We start from the raw sequence: 16671 nt of genomic DNA, 5'->3' as shown, positions 1-16671 counted from the left end.
GCTTATTTTTTTGCCTATATGGAAGAAGAGACTATGGAAATCATCCTTCCGAATTCCTTATTAACGGAAGCACCAGAGTAAAACGACTGCCTTTTCCAACCTGAGACTGCACTTCGACACGTCCGGACAGCCGTGTGGCAATCACCTTGCAGATAGACAATCCCAATCCGGTGCCCTGCGCAAATTCATCCGCTTTATAAAAACGGTCGAAAATGGCGTTCAGGTGTCCGGTGTCGATCCCTTTGCCGGTATCTTCCACATAAATGCCTACTTCGGCCCGCCCGGGATCCACTTCGCATCCCAGCGTAATGCTACCCTCCGCAGTAAACTTGTTCGCATTGCTGAGGAAGTTGGAAATGACCTGTATCAGGCGGAGCTTATCCACTGCCACATACACAGTCCAGCTATCGTCCATCTTCAACCGGAACTCTACAGGAGGATGGATGATCACCTGATGGGTACGATAAATTTCAGAAACAATCTTCGCCAGGTCATACCGTTCTATGACAAATTCCTGATTATTGGAGTCCAGTCGCGAAATATCCAGCACATCACTGATCAGCTTGAGCAACAACTCACTGTTATGATTCACAATTCCGATCATATCCTTCTTCTCCTCCTCGTCAAGCTCCCCGGCCGTCTCGTCTACCAGGATGTTGGTGAAGCCGACGATGGCATTTAGCGGTGTACGTATTTCATGGCTCATATTAGCCAGGAACGACTGCTTCAGTTCAGCGTTTTCCGCAATCTCTTTCGCCTTGATCAGTTCGTCCTCCCTTCGTACCAGTTCCTGTACATTCTGTATGACACCTGCTATCACCAATTCTCCCTGATTATCCTTCAGGCTGTCGCAACGGCATTCAAACCACTCGTACCCTTTCGCCTCCTCAAAGCAGAACCGCAGCCGCTGCAGAGCCATCACCTGCAACTCTTTCGTCTCCCTGAATAATTTCTCAATACACTGCATGTCATCGGGATGCAGATACTTTAAGAATTGCCTGAAAGCATAGCGCCGGCACTTGATACCGGTGAGCTGTATAAAGTTCTCGTCCAGGTTCAGCTCTCCCCTGCGTATATACCACAAAGAGATATTTCCTCCCGAGGTGGAAAGAGACAGATGCTCGTGTGCGCTCTTCAAAGCCTGTATATCTTCATGTTCACAACGGACTTTGCGGCGGATGCGCAGCAGGGCAATAAACAAGACAATAAACAAACAGACAAAGACAGCTCCGGAGACATATATTTCACGACGATATTTATCGTAAAAAGGCCGATTGAGTATTTTTACATTCTCCGGTACATTGGCTACATCAAAAACTTTAAAAGCAGAAAAAGGGGGCCAGTCCAAGATATATTCCTTGGCAAGCTCGCGGCGTTTAGGCCCTTTAACTCCATTCCCCACCCAAAATTCTTCTGCCAGCAAAGCTACGGCCCCTGCCGATATTGCATCGGTAGCCATATATCCACCTACAATGCCGATATTTTCGTTAAACCCCTCACGGATGCAACTGAATGAAGGAATATTCAGCACGCGGGAAACAGGCATGGTCGAAACATCCCATTTATCCAGCAAAAAAGCCGTATCATGTTGCCGTTCTTCGGGCATGCCGGTAATCACAAGCAGAGACAACCCTGCCATATAACGGAAAGGAAACATCTTTATCGTAAAATCCTTGGTATCCTCATTTCGGGAAAAACGGTCCATTATGGCCAGATTTTCTTTCTGAGCCAGACCATAAAGAGTCTGATAGATGTTCGAATCAAAAATACCTTTCTGTCTCCCCCATATAACAATATTCTTTTTATCCTCCTCCTCCAGTAACCTCTTCATAGAACATTTTCCCAAAAATGTTAAATCCAGGTTATATACCACAGTGATATTGTTACGGTCAAACAGCCGCTTCATGAATTCGATGTTCGTTTTGAAATCGGGTCTATCGGAAAGTAAATATACCGGTGCATCCTCGTATTGCCTCAACTGCTCTTCGTTGGGAAAATGAATGTTACTCAGCACAACAGGACGCTTCCGCAGCAAAGGGTGTGCCGACTTCAAAACTGAATAAGCAGCCTGATCTCCTACAACCAGCAGCATATCCACACTTTCGTCACCAACAGAATCCAGATAACCGCGCATGCGTTCTACTTCTTCCTGCTCGTTGTAAAACTCACAATTTAAATAAAATTCTGTAATCCGTGGAGTAATCCCTTTTGCTTTCAGTTCCTCTTCCAGATTTTGCCGGAACTTACCATATCCTATATCATTTGGACCGAACGAATAAACCAATTGTATATTCTTCTCCATCTGTTCCGTCCGCCGACTTTGTGCAGAATACACCCAACCGGCTGTTAAAATCAGAAGAAAGCCGATAACGGCGATGTATAGAATTCTGGAACGTTTCATTAAGACCCTTGCTGACGTTTGTTTTCCCTTTCAATTTTAAAAACTACAAATATAGACTATATTATTTATATATAAATACAAAGAGGCATATTCTTTATAGGGAAAATCCTATTGCACAATAGGGAAAAAAGCTGTGACAGAGGAAACTTCTTTTGTATCTTCGTAACATCTAAATAATAAATTTACTAAAAAAGATACGACTATGAAACGACTTGCTATTCTGTTTGTGCTTGTTCTGACATCGTGCATCCTGTATGCCAGAAGTGGAAAAGGGGATAATCTCAGCGGTCCTATCGCGCTGAAAGGCGAATTGACGGAGAAATATCAAAACTACTCAAAAGGGACTCCGGTCGTCATACGCGGAGTGAGAAAGATGAGAATTTCGCCCAACGATGCGGTGGGCATCACTTACGGAGTGGAAATCGACGGACTGCAATATCCTATCGGAGAGGAAGAAGCCAACAAAATCATCCGGTTGAAACCGGAAACGGTCCTTGAATACTGGCAGGGGATTTACCTGTCCCAAGGCATGTACGATTACTACGACCGGAAAGGATACCGCTATGACATGCGGCAAGAGCTGGACGAGGAGTGCCTGGACTATCTGGACAAATTAAACGAAATCAGTTATAAAGACGCTTACATCGAGGATTACGTACAAGCCATTTTTGCCAAAGTCAATCCGGGAGAGGTGGATTCCAAACGTCCGGAACGCCTGAATGTACGCATCATCCAGTCGCCCGAACCGGATGCTTATATGTTGCCCAACGGCGCTATGCTGGTAAGTACCGGTTTACTGTGCACACTCGACTCCGAAGAGGAGCTGGAAGCCGTCATTGCCAACGAAATGGTTCACTTCATCCTCGATCATCAGGTGAACAACGTGTCACGTGCCGAAACCCGTGCCAAACGTGCCGCTTTCTGGGCAGACGTGCTCGGTACGGTAGCCATGGCGGCCGATGACACCAACTGGATGTACGGATACGACGAACGGGTGGGCGCCATTGAACTGGCCGCCAGCATCGGAACCATTGCGGCATTGGTCAACGTACGGACAGTAAACCGCCTGGGAATGGATTACAACAGCAAACAAGAGATACAGGCCGACCGGATTGCAAGAGACTATCTGGCGTTCAAAGGATTGAACCCCGATGCATTATCCTCGGCTATCGCAAAAATAAAAGATTTCTATGGTTCAACGCACCGTTACAACAACCTGACACGATATGACAGCTATGCACGACTGAAAGAACGACTTGCCAAACTGGGAGAAAAAGAAAGCATCCACAGCCATGCTTATCAGAAAGCGACATCGGATATCGTGACGTTCAACGCAGCCATGTACCAGGGAGACAAACGCTACAAAATGGCCGAACAGCTTGTATGCAAGAACATAGACAACAAGGTGGCTTCGGACCACGATTACGTAATTCTGGTGAAAGCACGCATGGCACAGGAAAACACTCCCGAAAGCAATGAATCCTGCCTGAAACTGCTGGAGAAAGCCAAAGAGATCGCTACCGCCCGCAACCTGGACATCAACAAACAGGAGATCCTGCTGCTGATGCGCATGAACAAACAGGTAAAGGCTGCCGATAAGCTGAAGGAATACAGGGATCTGCTGATGCAATACCAACAGCAGAACGCGCTCGGTTCGGAAGAATCCGGATGGATCGGTGAAGAGATGAACTGGACAGAGAAGATGCTGTCGAAGATCAGCCTGCTGTAAAGCCCAGTCACCAATATTTCAAAGGGTGTAGCCACAGCGGTCGGATGGCTACACCCTTTGCTGTGTATGAGGCTGTGTCAAAACTCACCACAGAGGACACAGAGTAACACAGAGGCGATTTTAAGTTATTGATTATTAATAAAAGACTCTGTGATACTCCGTGTTACTCCGTGGTGAAAAGAGTTATGACACATCTCCCTTTTTATAATCAGAAGTTAGTATAGACGCGACATCCATGGGCAGGTATCGTCAGGCCGGTCTGCATCGAGGTCACATGGAGTTTCGTACCATTCAGATACTCCGTCCAGACTCCCGTTGCCGGGAAGGTAGTGATTGCCTCTATCGGCTTAGCGGTGAAATTGCCCACCACCACCAACTTCTTGCCGTTGGCTGCCTCGAGGGTGAGAAAACGTCCTCCGGTCCAGTTGGCCGTCTTCACCAGCCAGGAGAAGGTGGCTCCGGGATCAAAGAGTTCAGCATGTTCCCGCCGCAGTTTCAACAGCTTTGCGTACGTATCACACAATTCTTTCCGGGCTCCATTATCCAGATATTCCCAATGCAGGGGTTTCTTACCGGTCCGCCCTCCCTCTTCAATCGATACATCATATCCCATTTCACCAAACTGCCAGACCATCTTAGGCCCGGGTGCCGTGAAAAAGAATGAAGCATTCGTGGCAAGCTGTTTCATACGGGCATTCAGATCCGATTTTAAAGGCTCCCCGCTGTAAGCAATCTGCTTGAAGGCTGTCCGTTCTTCGTCATGGCTTTCCATAAAACCAACCCATCCTCCGTAGGGCATGGTAGTTCCGAAAGTGACCAACGGAGTAAAATCACTGTCCGACTGATAGCCCATTGCCGACTGGCAATAAGCATTGTTCAGGTTGCGCCAAAGCTGCATGCCTTCTTCCGCCAACTCGCTCTCCTCTTTTTCGTCACAGAAATGCTCAAGGATGACGACAGCCTGCGGATTCACTTCACGAATTGCCCCGTTATAATCTTTCAGGATGGCAATACGCGAAGCATCATATTTTCCGGCGGTGGCCTCCGTACTGCTGTTCTGCGTGAACCCTTTCGTCATGTCGAAACGGAAACCATCGATGTGATACTCTTCCAGCAGGAACTTCAGATTCCGTTTTACAAATGCACGCACCAAGGGCGATTCATGGTTGAAATCGTGGAAGACACCGTAAGGATGGGGCTCTTTCACATTAAACCAGGGGTTATCGGCTGCCGTACGGTTGTTTTTGGTATCCCAATACAAACGGGCAAAAGGATGCGAACCACTGGCATGGTTGTAGACAACATCAAAAAGGACAGCCATACCCGCTTCGTGGCATTTATCGATGAAAGCCTTATACATGCGGTCCGTACCGTAAGCCTTGTCCAGAGCGAAATAGAAACAAGGATTGTATCCCCAACTGTCGTTTCCGTCGAACTCCTGCACCGGCATCAGTTCGACGGCATTGAAGCCCAGACTTTTCAGATACCCTATCTTCTCCATCGCCCCGTTCAGGTCGCCTGTAGCAGTGAAGTCGCGCAACAACAGTTCGTAGATCATCAGGTTCTCTTTATCGGGTATCCGGAAGTTTTTGACCTTCCAGTCATAAGCATCCTCCCGTATCTTGAACACAGAAGCAATGCCGACAGCCCCCGAAGGATACTCTTTCGCATCGGGATAGGTAGAAGAGGAAATGTATTTATCATTATCCGGATCGAGTATCTTACGGCTGTAAGCATCGGCCAGACGAAGGGTCTCCCCTTCCCTCGTACCTACATAATACTGAAAAGCATATTCACGGGCGGGCTGAAGTCCGGTCAGCGTAATCCACCAGCACCCCGCAGCGTCATCCCGGTTCATCTGGCTGTTGCTTTCATTGCTCAGCTTCCAGTCATTAAAGTCGCCCACGACATGTGCAAAGTCCTTATGTCCTCCCTTTTTGTCTTTATCATACAGCACCAGTGTGACAGTCGACGGGTCCACCGGATTGATGCCTTCCTGCAAACCGCCGGGCATGGAGGCATATTTGACAGCCGCCGGCTCAAAAGGTTTGTACAAACGATCGGTAACAGTGACAAACGAGTCCCCGTCCAGTCCCTTTTTGCTGCCGTCGGCACTGCGGATGACGATGCCCAGCTGCCGGACCGGAGTCTCGCCCGAATCGAACCATTGGCGTATCGAAGGCTCCAGCGTAATGCTCCAGATATTATCTGCCACCCGGTTCATTTTGCACTTGTCCACATTGGTATTCCAGTCCGCAGGCACATGCATCCAGCTCCCTTCCGACACCACTCCCGCATGTACATAAACATCACCCGTATAGTCATAAAGCGGAGAATCCTTCGTTGCTTTAAAGTACAGGGTCAGTGGGAGATCGGCATCCGGAGCCCCGGGCCGGAAACTCAGCCCGTCGTCACAGCTCCCCTCCTGTGTGATCCGGAGCTTTTCCGAAAGGCTGCCGCTCCTGATCACAATCTCTCCTTCACGCCCAGCCGGCCCCTGATTGGGAGCCACCGCAAAAGTCAGGTTGGCAGACACCAACCCGCGGGTATTGACCTGAGAAATCCAACTGCGGCCCGCTTCCGGGATTTCGACCTCAAATGCGATATTGGCTTTTACTTCCACCTGCACATTTCCTCCTTCTTTGCCTATTTCGAAGCGGGAGGCCGTCAGTGTCAGCGCATCTTTCTGCTTTTGTGAAACGGTAAAGCTCTTTTCAATTCCTCCTGTCACCAAGGTCAGTTTCACGCTCCGGCTGTCATAACCGGTGTTTTCCTGTGTACTGACAGTGACGGAAGCGTCGCCCGCCCCACCCGAAGACGGGGTCACCGTACACCAGTCTGCCGCCGTACGTATATCCGCACCGGTCAGCGAGATCCGCCACGGACGCCCTGCCGAAAACGACAAAGTCCGTGTTCCCGAAACAGCGGGAAAGTCAATGCCTTGCTCAAAATAAGTTTCACTATCAGACGAAAGGATCAGAGAATCGGTTTCTTCTTCATCCGACGAACAACCGAAACCAATCAGCGGAAGCAGGAGAAGCAGAAACGGAAAAGATAAATATTTCATAGATTAAAAGGTATTATTGTATATAAAAAGAAGAGAGGGATATATAAAAATTCACCACAGAGGGTACAGCGTAACACAGAGTCGATTTTTATGTCACTGATTATCGACATGAATACTCTGTGTTACCCTGTGTTCTCTGTGGTGAGAAAATTACCTGTGGTAAAAAATACAGGATTATTTCTTAGTCATGGTAGCCGTTTTGGCATCCGGATTCAGCACAATGGTATAAGTTCCGGCTGTCACCTTCATATTGTCACCATCTTGAGTCAGTGCTCCCAGAGTGCCGCCCAGATTGACAGTCCATGCACCATCCCATCTGAACTTTATCTCACCGGCCACCAGAACAACATCCACCGACCAGAGTTTGGTTGCCGGATCATAATTCATCAAGGTTCCTTTATCCCATCCGCCGGGCGTAGCGTCACCGATCACTTCCCATCCGGTCTTGGTCAACGAGGCTGTCAGCTTCTTCATATCGGCACCTACCCGATAGTAACCGGCTGTTTCAATCTTGATGTTATCGCCATCGCTGGGTTTCAGAATAAATGTCCCTACGTTCTTATCTCCATCCCAATTGATAGAGCCTACTATACCGATCCATACTCCGGCATCCCAGAACTTGAATTTGGTATCGGCATCGAAATAGTGTGTCCCGGTATAGATAAAGTCGCGGGCGGCAGACACTACTTTGTAGCAATCGTCTTTCTCGGCGTCCCATCCCTGATAGCTTCCCGGCAGCGCCATTTCCGCACTGGACAGTTCAACGGTGGTTTCCACCATGCTATAAGAATATTTACCGGCATTTGTCAGATTCAGGGTAATCACGTACGGGCTGGCTTTCAGCACCTTGAAGTTAGTAGGCCCTGCCACCAGTTCGCCTTCAAGCTCAGACTCCTTACCGGGCACTGCTCCGTAGTTATCGGAATCCCAGCTATTGTTCGACCTGAATTTAAACTCTTTGTCAAGCAACGGAGTAGTCACCGTCCATAAGCGGGTAGTGGCATCATAATCCATTTGCGTGTCCTTATCCCAACCACCGGAAGTAGCGTCTCCCACCACTCCCCATACAAGGGGTTCGGTCTGTTCTACCTTACCTTCGGCATCTACTTTGATTCCGTAAAATCCTTTTTTCGCAACCGTCAGGTCCTTTGCCAGAACCTTGGTAAGATCACTTCCGTCCACAATGGCATACGAAGCGCCGTCCGCGTCAAAGTTGGCATATCCCTGATATACCCCGTCGCCATCCGGGTCGCCCAGGAGGTAAGCATTCATATAGTCCCAGTCGGGATAACCCACGGCTACATAAGCAAATTTCCAGTCAACCGCATTCGGATCAAAAGGAGTAGCCTTGAAAGTAATCGAGTTCGAAGCCGGATCAGCTGTCAAGTCATACGCCTTAGAAGTCAGCGTAATCGTAAAGTTATAAGTCTGTCCCGGATAAGCGCCCACTTTGGCCATCATAGCGTTCATCTGTGCATTGGTAAACTTCAGGACGGTAGCCCCGGTTTCACCTAATAAAACGGTTTTCGCATTCGCGTCATTCGTCAGCGTAACGTCATAGTTCACCACTGCCTTCACTCCATAGTCCGCCGGCGTCCATTTAATCTCGGGGAACTCCGCCGCAGCATTTTCATCGTTGAAAGTAAAGTCGCTTTGAGAGAAAGGCTCAAAAGCAGAGGCTTTCTGCAACTCCATGACGGGCGACTTCTCGTCTTCGCAAGCCGTAAAAGCCAGGAGCCCTAACAACAGTGTATAGAAATATATTTTTTTCATAATCTTATTCGTTGTTTTTAATGGTCATTCGATTTTAGTATCCTTCATTCTGCTTAAGATTGGTGTTAGAACCGATATCGTCTGACGGAATCGGGAACACGTTGTAGAAGTTCTCTACAGCCTTACCTTTAGCAGCACCGCCCTTCCAGGGCCATACATAACCGGCAGTAGTAAACAGTCCGAAACGTACCAGGTCCGTACGGCGTTGTCCTTCGAAGAAGAATTCACGTCCCCGCTCGTCAATGATGAAGTTCAATGTCAAATCGGAATCGGAGATAGGAGCCAGCGTTTTATCACTGTATGCTCTCTTACGCAGATCGTTCACATAACGGAGAGCAGTAGCTCTGTCGCCACCCTGACCGCCTCTGAGCACAGCTTCCGCATACGTCAGGTAGATCTCACCCAGACGGAAGAGCGGGAAGTCAACGTAAGCTTCCTTAGAAGGAGGCAGCGTTCCGTCCTTGTTCACATTGAAATATTTGGTAACAGGAATACCATTATTCTGGAATGTATTTTCGTCAATAATTTCAATACTGGTTGTCAGATCGGTACGAAGCATTGCCTTACGGGTATCCGCATCGCTGCCGCTCTCTTTAAGGAACAGGTTGTAGAGTGAAGATTTTGCCCTCACACCCTGCCATGCTCCTTTGGCGTTGACTTCATCCTGAGTTGCCGTAGCCCCCCAACATAAGAAGGCGGTCATACCACCCCAGGTCATCGTCTGGTCGCCTTCATAGCGTACAGGGAAGATCATTTCGTTAGACAAGTGATTGTCTGCCTTGAACATATCCACATAAACAGGTTCCAACTGATAGCCCACTTCGATCACCTTCTTTGCATACGTGATACATTCGGTGTATTTGTTCAGGCCGACGTAAGTCTCCGCATTGAGGTACAAGCGTGACAAGAGTGCCCATGCGGCAGCCTTGTTGGCATGTCCGTAGTCCTGGCTGTATCCCACTGTCGGTTCCGACATATCTTCCACACACTCAGTCAGCTCTTTCTCAATCCAGTTGAACAGGTCGGCAGCCATGATCTGCTTCGGCGGAATGCTTCCGATCGGGCTGTTTTCGTCTACAAACGGTACATTGCGATACAGGTCGAGCGCATACTCATAGCTCAGTGCACGCAGGAAACGGGCTTCGGCACGCCATGTCTTGATCGAGGCTTTCAGTGAAGCGTCGCAACCGCGGGCATCCAGTTTATCTTCGGTCGTCTCGCGCAGATAGGCGTTGGCTACGTTGATCTGATAGAACAGGCGGTAATATGAACCCTTGATCCACGGACTGGATGCACCCCAAGAGATGTGGTTGAATTCAGGGATACCGGGGTCGTTCCATGCACAGTGTGCGATGTCCGAAGGCAGATCCTGCATATTCCACAATACACGGAGGAAGGAAGCCTGGCTACCGCCGTCGATACCTACCACATCCTGATCGGAGTCACCTCCGCTGTTACCACCGATGGCCATACCCGCATAAATCTTAGCGAGGCTCTGTTCATAGGCTAAAGGCTCGTTCCCGAAAACAACATCGGAAACCAATTCGTCTTTGTCCAGTGGAACCGTATCGAGGTCGTTCACACAAGACGCTACTCCTAACATCATTCCCAGCAATGCACAGGGAAGAAGATATTTAAATTTTATTGTTTTCATGTTTTACAGATTTAAAAATTGAGATTAAGGCCGATCATGAATACACGGGGGCGAGGATAGATGTTGTTATCGATTCCTTCACCACTGATTTCCGGATCCAGTCCCTTGTACTTAGTGATGACAAACGGATTCTGTACCGTAGCATATACGCGTGCACTCTGTTTATCATTGAAGAGCTTGTTGAACGTATACCCTAAAGAGATGTTGTCCATACGCACGAACGAAGCATTCTGAACGTAATAGCTCGAACGGTATTGAGCGTTCTTGAAGTCGGTGCTGCGGGCAGAGGTCAGACGGTTCTTCAGGAATCCGGTCTGGTCATACATATTGGCGCCTTCGTATGCTTCACGGTTGGACTGTACGTTGTTGTAAACATAGTTACCAAAGCTGCCGCGCAAAGCAAATGAAAAGTCCCAGTTTTTATAAGAAAGTTGTGAGGTCAGCCCCATGAACACGTCGGGAGCAGCTTTCTTGAAGCAGATCAGGTCGGCGTCGTTAATCTGGTTATCGCCATTCTGGTCTACATAAGCACCTTCGATAGGTTTACCGTCGGGACCGTAAATCTGCTCGAACACGTAGAAGGAGTTGAATGCCTCGCCTACCCGGTGGATCAGGGCGTTGTATCCTGTACCACCGTCGATACCGCCATGGATGACACCGGCATAGTTGGGGTCGTCGTTGAAGGTCATCTTGGTGATCTTGTTCTTATTGTAAGAGATGTTGTAGCCGATGTTCCAGTTCCAGTCTTTGGTTGAAACGGCATGGGCATTGATGCTGAATTCAAAACCCTTGTTCTCCAATGTACCTACATTGGTCAGCAGTTGATTGCTGAAGTTGGTTCCGGCAGGAGCTGTAACGGTGTTCAGCAAGTCCTTCGTTTTACGGAAGTAATAGTCGATTGTACCCGTGATGCGTCCATTCAGGAAACCATAATCGATACCTACGTTCCAGGTAGTGGTTTCTTCCCACTTCAGGTTCTGGTCGTAAGGTTGCGGGGCAATCAGAGAGTATTCGGTGTCACCGAAATAATAGTTGGCACCTGCCTTGGAGTACATATAGCGGGCCATATACGGATAGTCTCCGTTACCCAGGTTCTGCTGTCCGGTCACACCATAGCCCAAACGCAGCTTCAGGTCCGAGATAGCGTTCACATTCTTCAGGAATGACTCCTCGTTCAGTTTCCACGCCAGTGCTACGGACGGGAACAATCCCCAGCGGTTGTCCGGGCTGAAACGTGAAGAACCGTCGTTACGCAAGGTGAATGTCACCAGATAACGGTTCAACAATGTATAGTTGAGACGTCCGAAGAAAGAAACCAGGTAGCTTTCGCTCGCATAGTCATCCCCCTTCTTATAGAATTCTTCCCCGGTCTTCTCTACATAAGCGGCCGAGTAGGGATAAGAGTTGGTAGTCGAATTATAGAAATGCTGCCAGGAGTAACCTGCCATGACGTCGATGTAGTTGACTCCGAACGTATTGGTATAGTTCAGGTAGAAATCGAGCAAGGTGTTGCGTTTCAACTGTGTATAATGGCTGTTTTCGCCAAAACCGCTTTTGAAGTTACCCGTACAGTAAGTCAGCGGTGAATTGTCGGCGATAATCACGTCACCCTTACTCTTCGATACGTCATAACCTAAATTCAGGTTAGCGCGCAGTTCGGGCAAGAAGTGGAATTTATAATCGATCTGCGCGTTGCCGATACTGCGGTAAACGGTCGATTTATCATCTTTCTCTTCAAGCATGGCAACAGGGTTGGCCAGACCGATATCAATCGGAGAAATCTTGTCTCCCTCCTGCTTCATATACATAAAGTATCCGTTTCCATAAGGGTTGCCTTCCATATAGACAGGCTGTGTGGGGTCATACTGGGTAGCCAGACCGATAGCTGCACGGTCGGCAAAACGGTTCTTGTTGTACACTCCCTTCACATTCAGCTGGATGTTGAGCTTCTTGTCGAAGAAGTTGGGGTTCAGGTTAATGGCACCTGTCAGACGTTGCATGTTCGAAGTCTTCAGGATACCGTTTTCGTTTGTATACGCCACAGACACACGATAAGGCATATGCGGAACGGCTCCGGATACACTTACATTATGGTCGGTGCTGAAAGCCGTGCGGAATATTTCATCCTGCCAGTCGGTAGAGGTTTTGCCCAAAGCGTTGGCCTGAAGACTATTCTCGCCAAACTTCTCGATCACGAAATTACGGAAATCGTCTGCCTTCATCACATCGACCGTATTCGACTTCGTACTGATAGAAAACGTGCCGCTGTAGTCCACCTTCACGCGTCCCGACTGTCCCTTCTTGGTGGTAATGATGATAACACCATTGGAGGCACGCGAACCGTAAATAGCAGTAGCAGAGGCATCTTTCAGAATCGTAAACGTCTCGATGTCATTGGGGTGGACGGTAGAGAGCGGATTGCCCATACCTTTGATTTCGGTGTTATCGACAGGCACCCCGTCAATAACGATCAGCGGGTCGTTGCTGGCCGACATGGACGAACCTCCGCGCACACGGATCGTAGCCCCGGCTCCCGGAGCGCCGCCGTCGGTAATCACGCTGACACCTGCGGCCTTACCCACCAACAGGTCGGAAGCCGAAGTAGCCATACCTTTTACCATCTTGTCCGCATCGATTGCCATCACCGAGCCGGTCACGTCATTCTTCTTCACGGAACCATAACCGATCACCACCGCTTCCTGAAGCATCACCGCATCATCTTGGAGGGTCACCGTCACACTGGGAGCAGCTTTCACTTCAACCGGCTTGTAACCGATGAAAGAAATCACGAGGGTAGAATGTTGAGGAACACTCAGAACAAAGTTTCCGTTCAGATCGGTAATCGTACCGATAGAAGAATTATCCTTCACAACCACATTCGCGCCGATTACGGGTTCACCCGTTGAATCTTTCACATGTCCCTTGACAGAGACTTGCTGTGCATAAGCGCTCAATGACAAGAATAGCCCAAACAACAGGGGCAGAATCATACGACAGATTCTAAGATTAACTTGCTTCATGCATTTAAAAATTAAAGTTAACAATATAAATATTAATATGATTTCTAAACTTTACATAGAGAATGAACGACTCCATTCCCGTTCTTGATTACGTAGCAAAAATAGTATATTAAGCGACAGCCACTTATTTAATGTCCGACAAATCCGCTCCCGCAACTACGCAAACGATTGCACCGTAAAAGCGGGGTTATAGCACATTGTCACCGAACTTTTTAGCCTCCTTTACACTATTTTTGTATCATATTAAACAAATCCGTAAATACATTGGTTTTGTTTTTATATAAAATCATTTACCTTTGGGTGAAAAACGAATCAAGTTCACCACAGATTACACAGATTAACGCAGATTCTTTTAATCTAATTCTCAATGAAATAAATCATTTATCTGTGAAAATCTGTGTAATCTGTGGTGAATAAAACCAATCAACCATGAATAAACCGCAAATCACGATCAAAGACATCGCCCGCGAACTGGGAGTCTCCCCCTCCACCGTATCGAGGGCCTTGAAGGACAATCCCGACATCAGCCAGGAAACAAGGGACGCTATACATAAGTACGCGCGCGAACATAATTATAAGCCTAATGTATTGGCACTGAACCTGCGCACGAGCCGTTCCAACACCATCGGGGTCATCATTCCACAACTCGTGCACCACTTTTTTTCGTGTGTGCTGAGCGGCATCGAGGAGACGGCGGCAAAAGCCGGATACAACATCCTGGTGGCACAGAGCAACGAAGAGTATGAACGGGAAGTGAAAATCGTCCACTCTTTTCTCGCGGCACGGGTTTGCGGGGTCATCACTTCCCTGGCCAAAGACACCTCCCAATACGACCATTACCAGGAGTTGCTGGACAATAATATCCCCATCGTGTTTTACGACCGTATCTGTACCGGAATCAATACCGAACGGGTGGTGGTGGACGATTACGCGGGCTCGTTTGCGGCGGTGGAGTATATGATACAGACCGGATGCAAACGCATCTTTTTTTACAGCGCCGCCCCTCACCTCGAAATCTCCAAGAACCGGCGGAACGGTTATCTGGATGCCATGAAGAAGTACCGGATTCCGGTAGACCAGAGCATGATCAAGCTGTGTGATACCCGCGAGAAAGCAATTGCCATTACTCCCGCCCTGCTGGAAGGCCCCGACCGTCCGGACGGTTTCTTTGCCATCAACGACGAAACAGCATCGGGCATCCTCTATTCCTGCAAACTGGTGGGACGGAAAGTGCCGGACGAAGTGTCCATCTGCGGGTTCACAGACGGAGCCATTGCCCAAAGCACAGACCCGAAACTGACCACGGTAGAGCAGCACGGCGAGGAGGTAGGCAAAAGTGCCATCAAGCTGCTGATAGAAAAACTGGAGGGAAACGATGAAGGAAAAAGCAGCAACAAAATCGTGCGGACCAACCTGGTGGTACGAGGAACAACGAAATAAACCGGGTTCACCACAGAGGACACGGAGGACACAGAGGATGCAGAGTTTTAATCTCTTGTTTGTCGGATTATTTTAAGAGAAAATCTTCTCTGTGCCCTCTGTGTCCTCCGTGGTGAATCCATTTCTAACGAAATCATTTATCATAAATATCATGAAAGTAAAACCTGACTTAAGTTTTTGGAAGCTGTGGAACATCAGCTTTGGTTTTTTCGGCGTACAGATTGCATACGCACTGCAAAGCGCCAACATCAGCCGCATATTTGCTACATTAGGCGCCGATCCGCACAGTCTGAGCTATTTCTGGATACTCCCTCCGTTAGCGGGAATCATCGTACAGCCCATCATCGGTTCGGCAAGCGACAAAACCTGGACACGCTTCGGGCGGCGCATCCCTTACCTTTTTGTAGGTTCGCTGATCGCGGTGCTCGTGATGTGCCTGCTGCCCAATGCAGGCAGTTTCGGCATGGCAGTGGGCACGGCGATGACCTTCGGACTGGTGTCGCTAATGTTCCTCGATACTTCGATCAACATGGCCATGCAGCCTTTCAAAATGCTGGTGGGCGACATGGTAAACGAGAAACAGAAGGGACTGGCCTACTCCATCCAGAGCTTCCTATGCAATGCCGGCAGCCTGGTAGGTTATCTGTTCCCGTTCATCTTCACGTTTATCGGCATCAGCAATACGGCGGGCAAGGGGACGGTACCCGATTCGGTGATTTACTCGTTCTACATCGGTGCCGCCATCCTGATCCTGTGCGTCATCTACACCACGGTAAAAGTGAAAGAGATGCCCCCGAAAGAGTTTGAAGAATTCCACGGTATCACAGCCGACGAAAAGAAAGAGAAAACCGACTTCATCTCTCTGCTGAAGCATGCCCCGAGAGTATTCTGGACGGTAGGTCTGGTACAGTTCTTCTGCTGGGCGGCCTTCATGTACATGTGGACGTATACCAACGGTGCCATCGCAGCCACCGTATGGGGCACCACCGACGTGCAGAGCGCAGGCTATCAGGAAGCGGGCAACTGGGTAGGCGTGCTGTTTGCCGTACAGGCCATCGGCTCGGTCATCTGGGCAGTGGTGCTCCCCCTGTTCAAGGCACGCAAGCAGGCCTACGCACTGAGCCTCGTGCTGGGTGGCGCCGGATTTATATCCACCCTCTTCTTCCACAACGAATACCTGTTGTTTGCCTCCTACCTGCTGATCGGCTGTGCCTGGGCAGCCATGCTCGCCCTGCCGTTCACCATCCTGACCAATTCTGTTTCGGGCAAGAACATGGGTGCTTACCTGGGATTGTTTAACGGGACAATCTGCGTTCCGCAAATTGTAGCGGCACTCGTCGGCGGAGGCATCCTCCACCTTGTCGGCGGACATCAGGTGAACATGCTGGTATTGGCGGGCGTACTGCTGATCGTGGGAGCCGTTTGCGTCTATTTCATCAAAGAGACGGTGGTGCATCACGAAGGGTAAGCCGGAGAGGCAGTGCGATAAATACTTGGTAATCAAAAAAAATCCCTAAAAAGTAATTCCTCCGGACTCACTTGTCCGGAGGAATTATACAAACAAAACAAATACTGTCCGTGTCTCCC

General features: G+C 48.9%; 8 protein-coding genes. 3 read left to right on the top strand and 5 right to left on the bottom strand.

Features of this window, described 5'->3' with window-relative positions; translation table 11 throughout:
* Positions 1 to 40 precede the first annotated feature (40 nt).
* Complete coding sequence (locus ISX59_RS08605) at positions 41 to 2401, bottom strand: HAMP domain-containing sensor histidine kinase (RefSeq protein ID WP_032543182.1); 2361 nt, start codon at positions 2399 to 2401, stop codon at positions 41 to 43.
* Between the two features lie 202 nt (positions 2402 to 2603).
* Here ISX59_RS08605 and ISX59_RS08600 point away from each other — a divergent pair, with 202 nt between their 5' ends.
* A complete protein-coding gene (locus ISX59_RS08600; RefSeq protein WP_005780648.1) occupies positions 2604 to 4130 on the top strand; it encodes a M48 family metallopeptidase in 1527 nt (508 codons plus the stop codon).
* A 208-nt stretch (positions 4131 to 4338) separates the two neighbouring features.
* Here the strand turns inward: ISX59_RS08600 and ISX59_RS08595 are convergent, their stop codons facing one another.
* From ISX59_RS08595 to ISX59_RS08580, 4 genes are all read right to left on the bottom strand, one after another.
* Complete coding sequence (locus tag ISX59_RS08595) at positions 4339 to 7197, bottom strand: alpha-amylase family glycosyl hydrolase (RefSeq protein ID WP_220575821.1); 2859 nt, start codon at positions 7195 to 7197, stop codon at positions 4339 to 4341.
* Between the two features lie 174 nt (positions 7198 to 7371).
* Positions 7372 to 8970, bottom strand: coding sequence for a SusF/SusE family outer membrane protein (locus tag ISX59_RS08590; RefSeq protein WP_220575820.1), 1599 nt, complete (start codon positions 8968 to 8970; stop codon positions 7372 to 7374).
* Positions 8971 to 9004: 34 nt separating this feature from the next.
* Positions 9005 to 10624, bottom strand: coding sequence for a RagB/SusD family nutrient uptake outer membrane protein (locus tag ISX59_RS08585; protein WP_022012327.1), 1620 nt, complete (start codon positions 10622 to 10624; stop codon positions 9005 to 9007).
* 11 nt (positions 10625 to 10635) lie between these two features.
* Entirely contained in the window at positions 10636 to 13644 is a 3009-nt protein-coding gene (locus tag ISX59_RS08580; protein WP_220575819.1) for a TonB-dependent receptor, read from the bottom strand.
* Between the two features lie 429 nt (positions 13645 to 14073).
* On the opposite strand from ISX59_RS08580, the gene ISX59_RS08575 reads away from it, so the two are divergent.
* Positions 14074 to 15084 (top strand): LacI family DNA-binding transcriptional regulator, encoded by a 1011-nt coding sequence (locus ISX59_RS08575; RefSeq protein ID WP_005780657.1) that lies wholly within the window; start codon positions 14074 to 14076, stop codon positions 15082 to 15084.
* Positions 15085 to 15235: 151 nt separating this feature from the next.
* Positions 15236 to 16552 (top strand): SLC45 family MFS transporter, encoded by a 1317-nt coding sequence (locus ISX59_RS08570; RefSeq protein ID WP_220575818.1) that lies wholly within the window; start codon positions 15236 to 15238, stop codon positions 16550 to 16552.
* Positions 16553 to 16671 lie beyond the last annotated feature (119 nt).

Origin of the sequence: Bacteroides sp. FSHCM14E1, assembly GCF_019633785.1 — a bacterium.
GTDB lineage: Bacteria > Bacteroidota > Bacteroidia > Bacteroidales > Bacteroidaceae > Bacteroides > Bacteroides hominis.
The sequence above is the reverse complement of the archived record's forward strand: the minus strand, read 5'-3'. Positions and strand labels throughout refer to the sequence as shown.

Bases quoted from the DNA above. Each gene is read 5' to 3' on its own strand.
- ISX59_RS08590 (WP_220575820.1), bottom strand. From the start codon at position 8,970: ATGAAAAAAATATATTTCTATACACTGTTGTTAGGGCTCCTGGCTTTT.
- ISX59_RS08585 (WP_022012327.1), bottom strand. From the start codon at position 10,624: ATGAAAACAATAAAATTTAAATATCTTCTTCCCTGTGCATTGCTGGGA.
- ISX59_RS08595 (WP_220575821.1), bottom strand. From the start codon at position 7,197: ATGAAATATTTATCTTTTCCGTTTCTGCTTCTCCTGCTTCCGCTGATT.
- ISX59_RS08575 (WP_005780657.1), top strand. From the start codon at position 14,074: ATGAATAAACCGCAAATCACGATCAAAGACATCGCCCGCGAACTGGGA.
- ISX59_RS08570 (WP_220575818.1), top strand. From the start codon at position 15,236: ATGAAAGTAAAACCTGACTTAAGTTTTTGGAAGCTGTGGAACATCAGC.
- ISX59_RS08580 (WP_220575819.1), bottom strand. From the start codon at position 13,644: ATGAAGCAAGTTAATCTTAGAATCTGTCGTATGATTCTGCCCCTGTTG.
- ISX59_RS08600 (WP_005780648.1), top strand. From the start codon at position 2,604: ATGAAACGACTTGCTATTCTGTTTGTGCTTGTTCTGACATCGTGCATC.
- ISX59_RS08605 (WP_032543182.1), bottom strand. From the start codon at position 2,401: ATGAAACGTTCCAGAATTCTATACATCGCCGTTATCGGCTTTCTTCTG.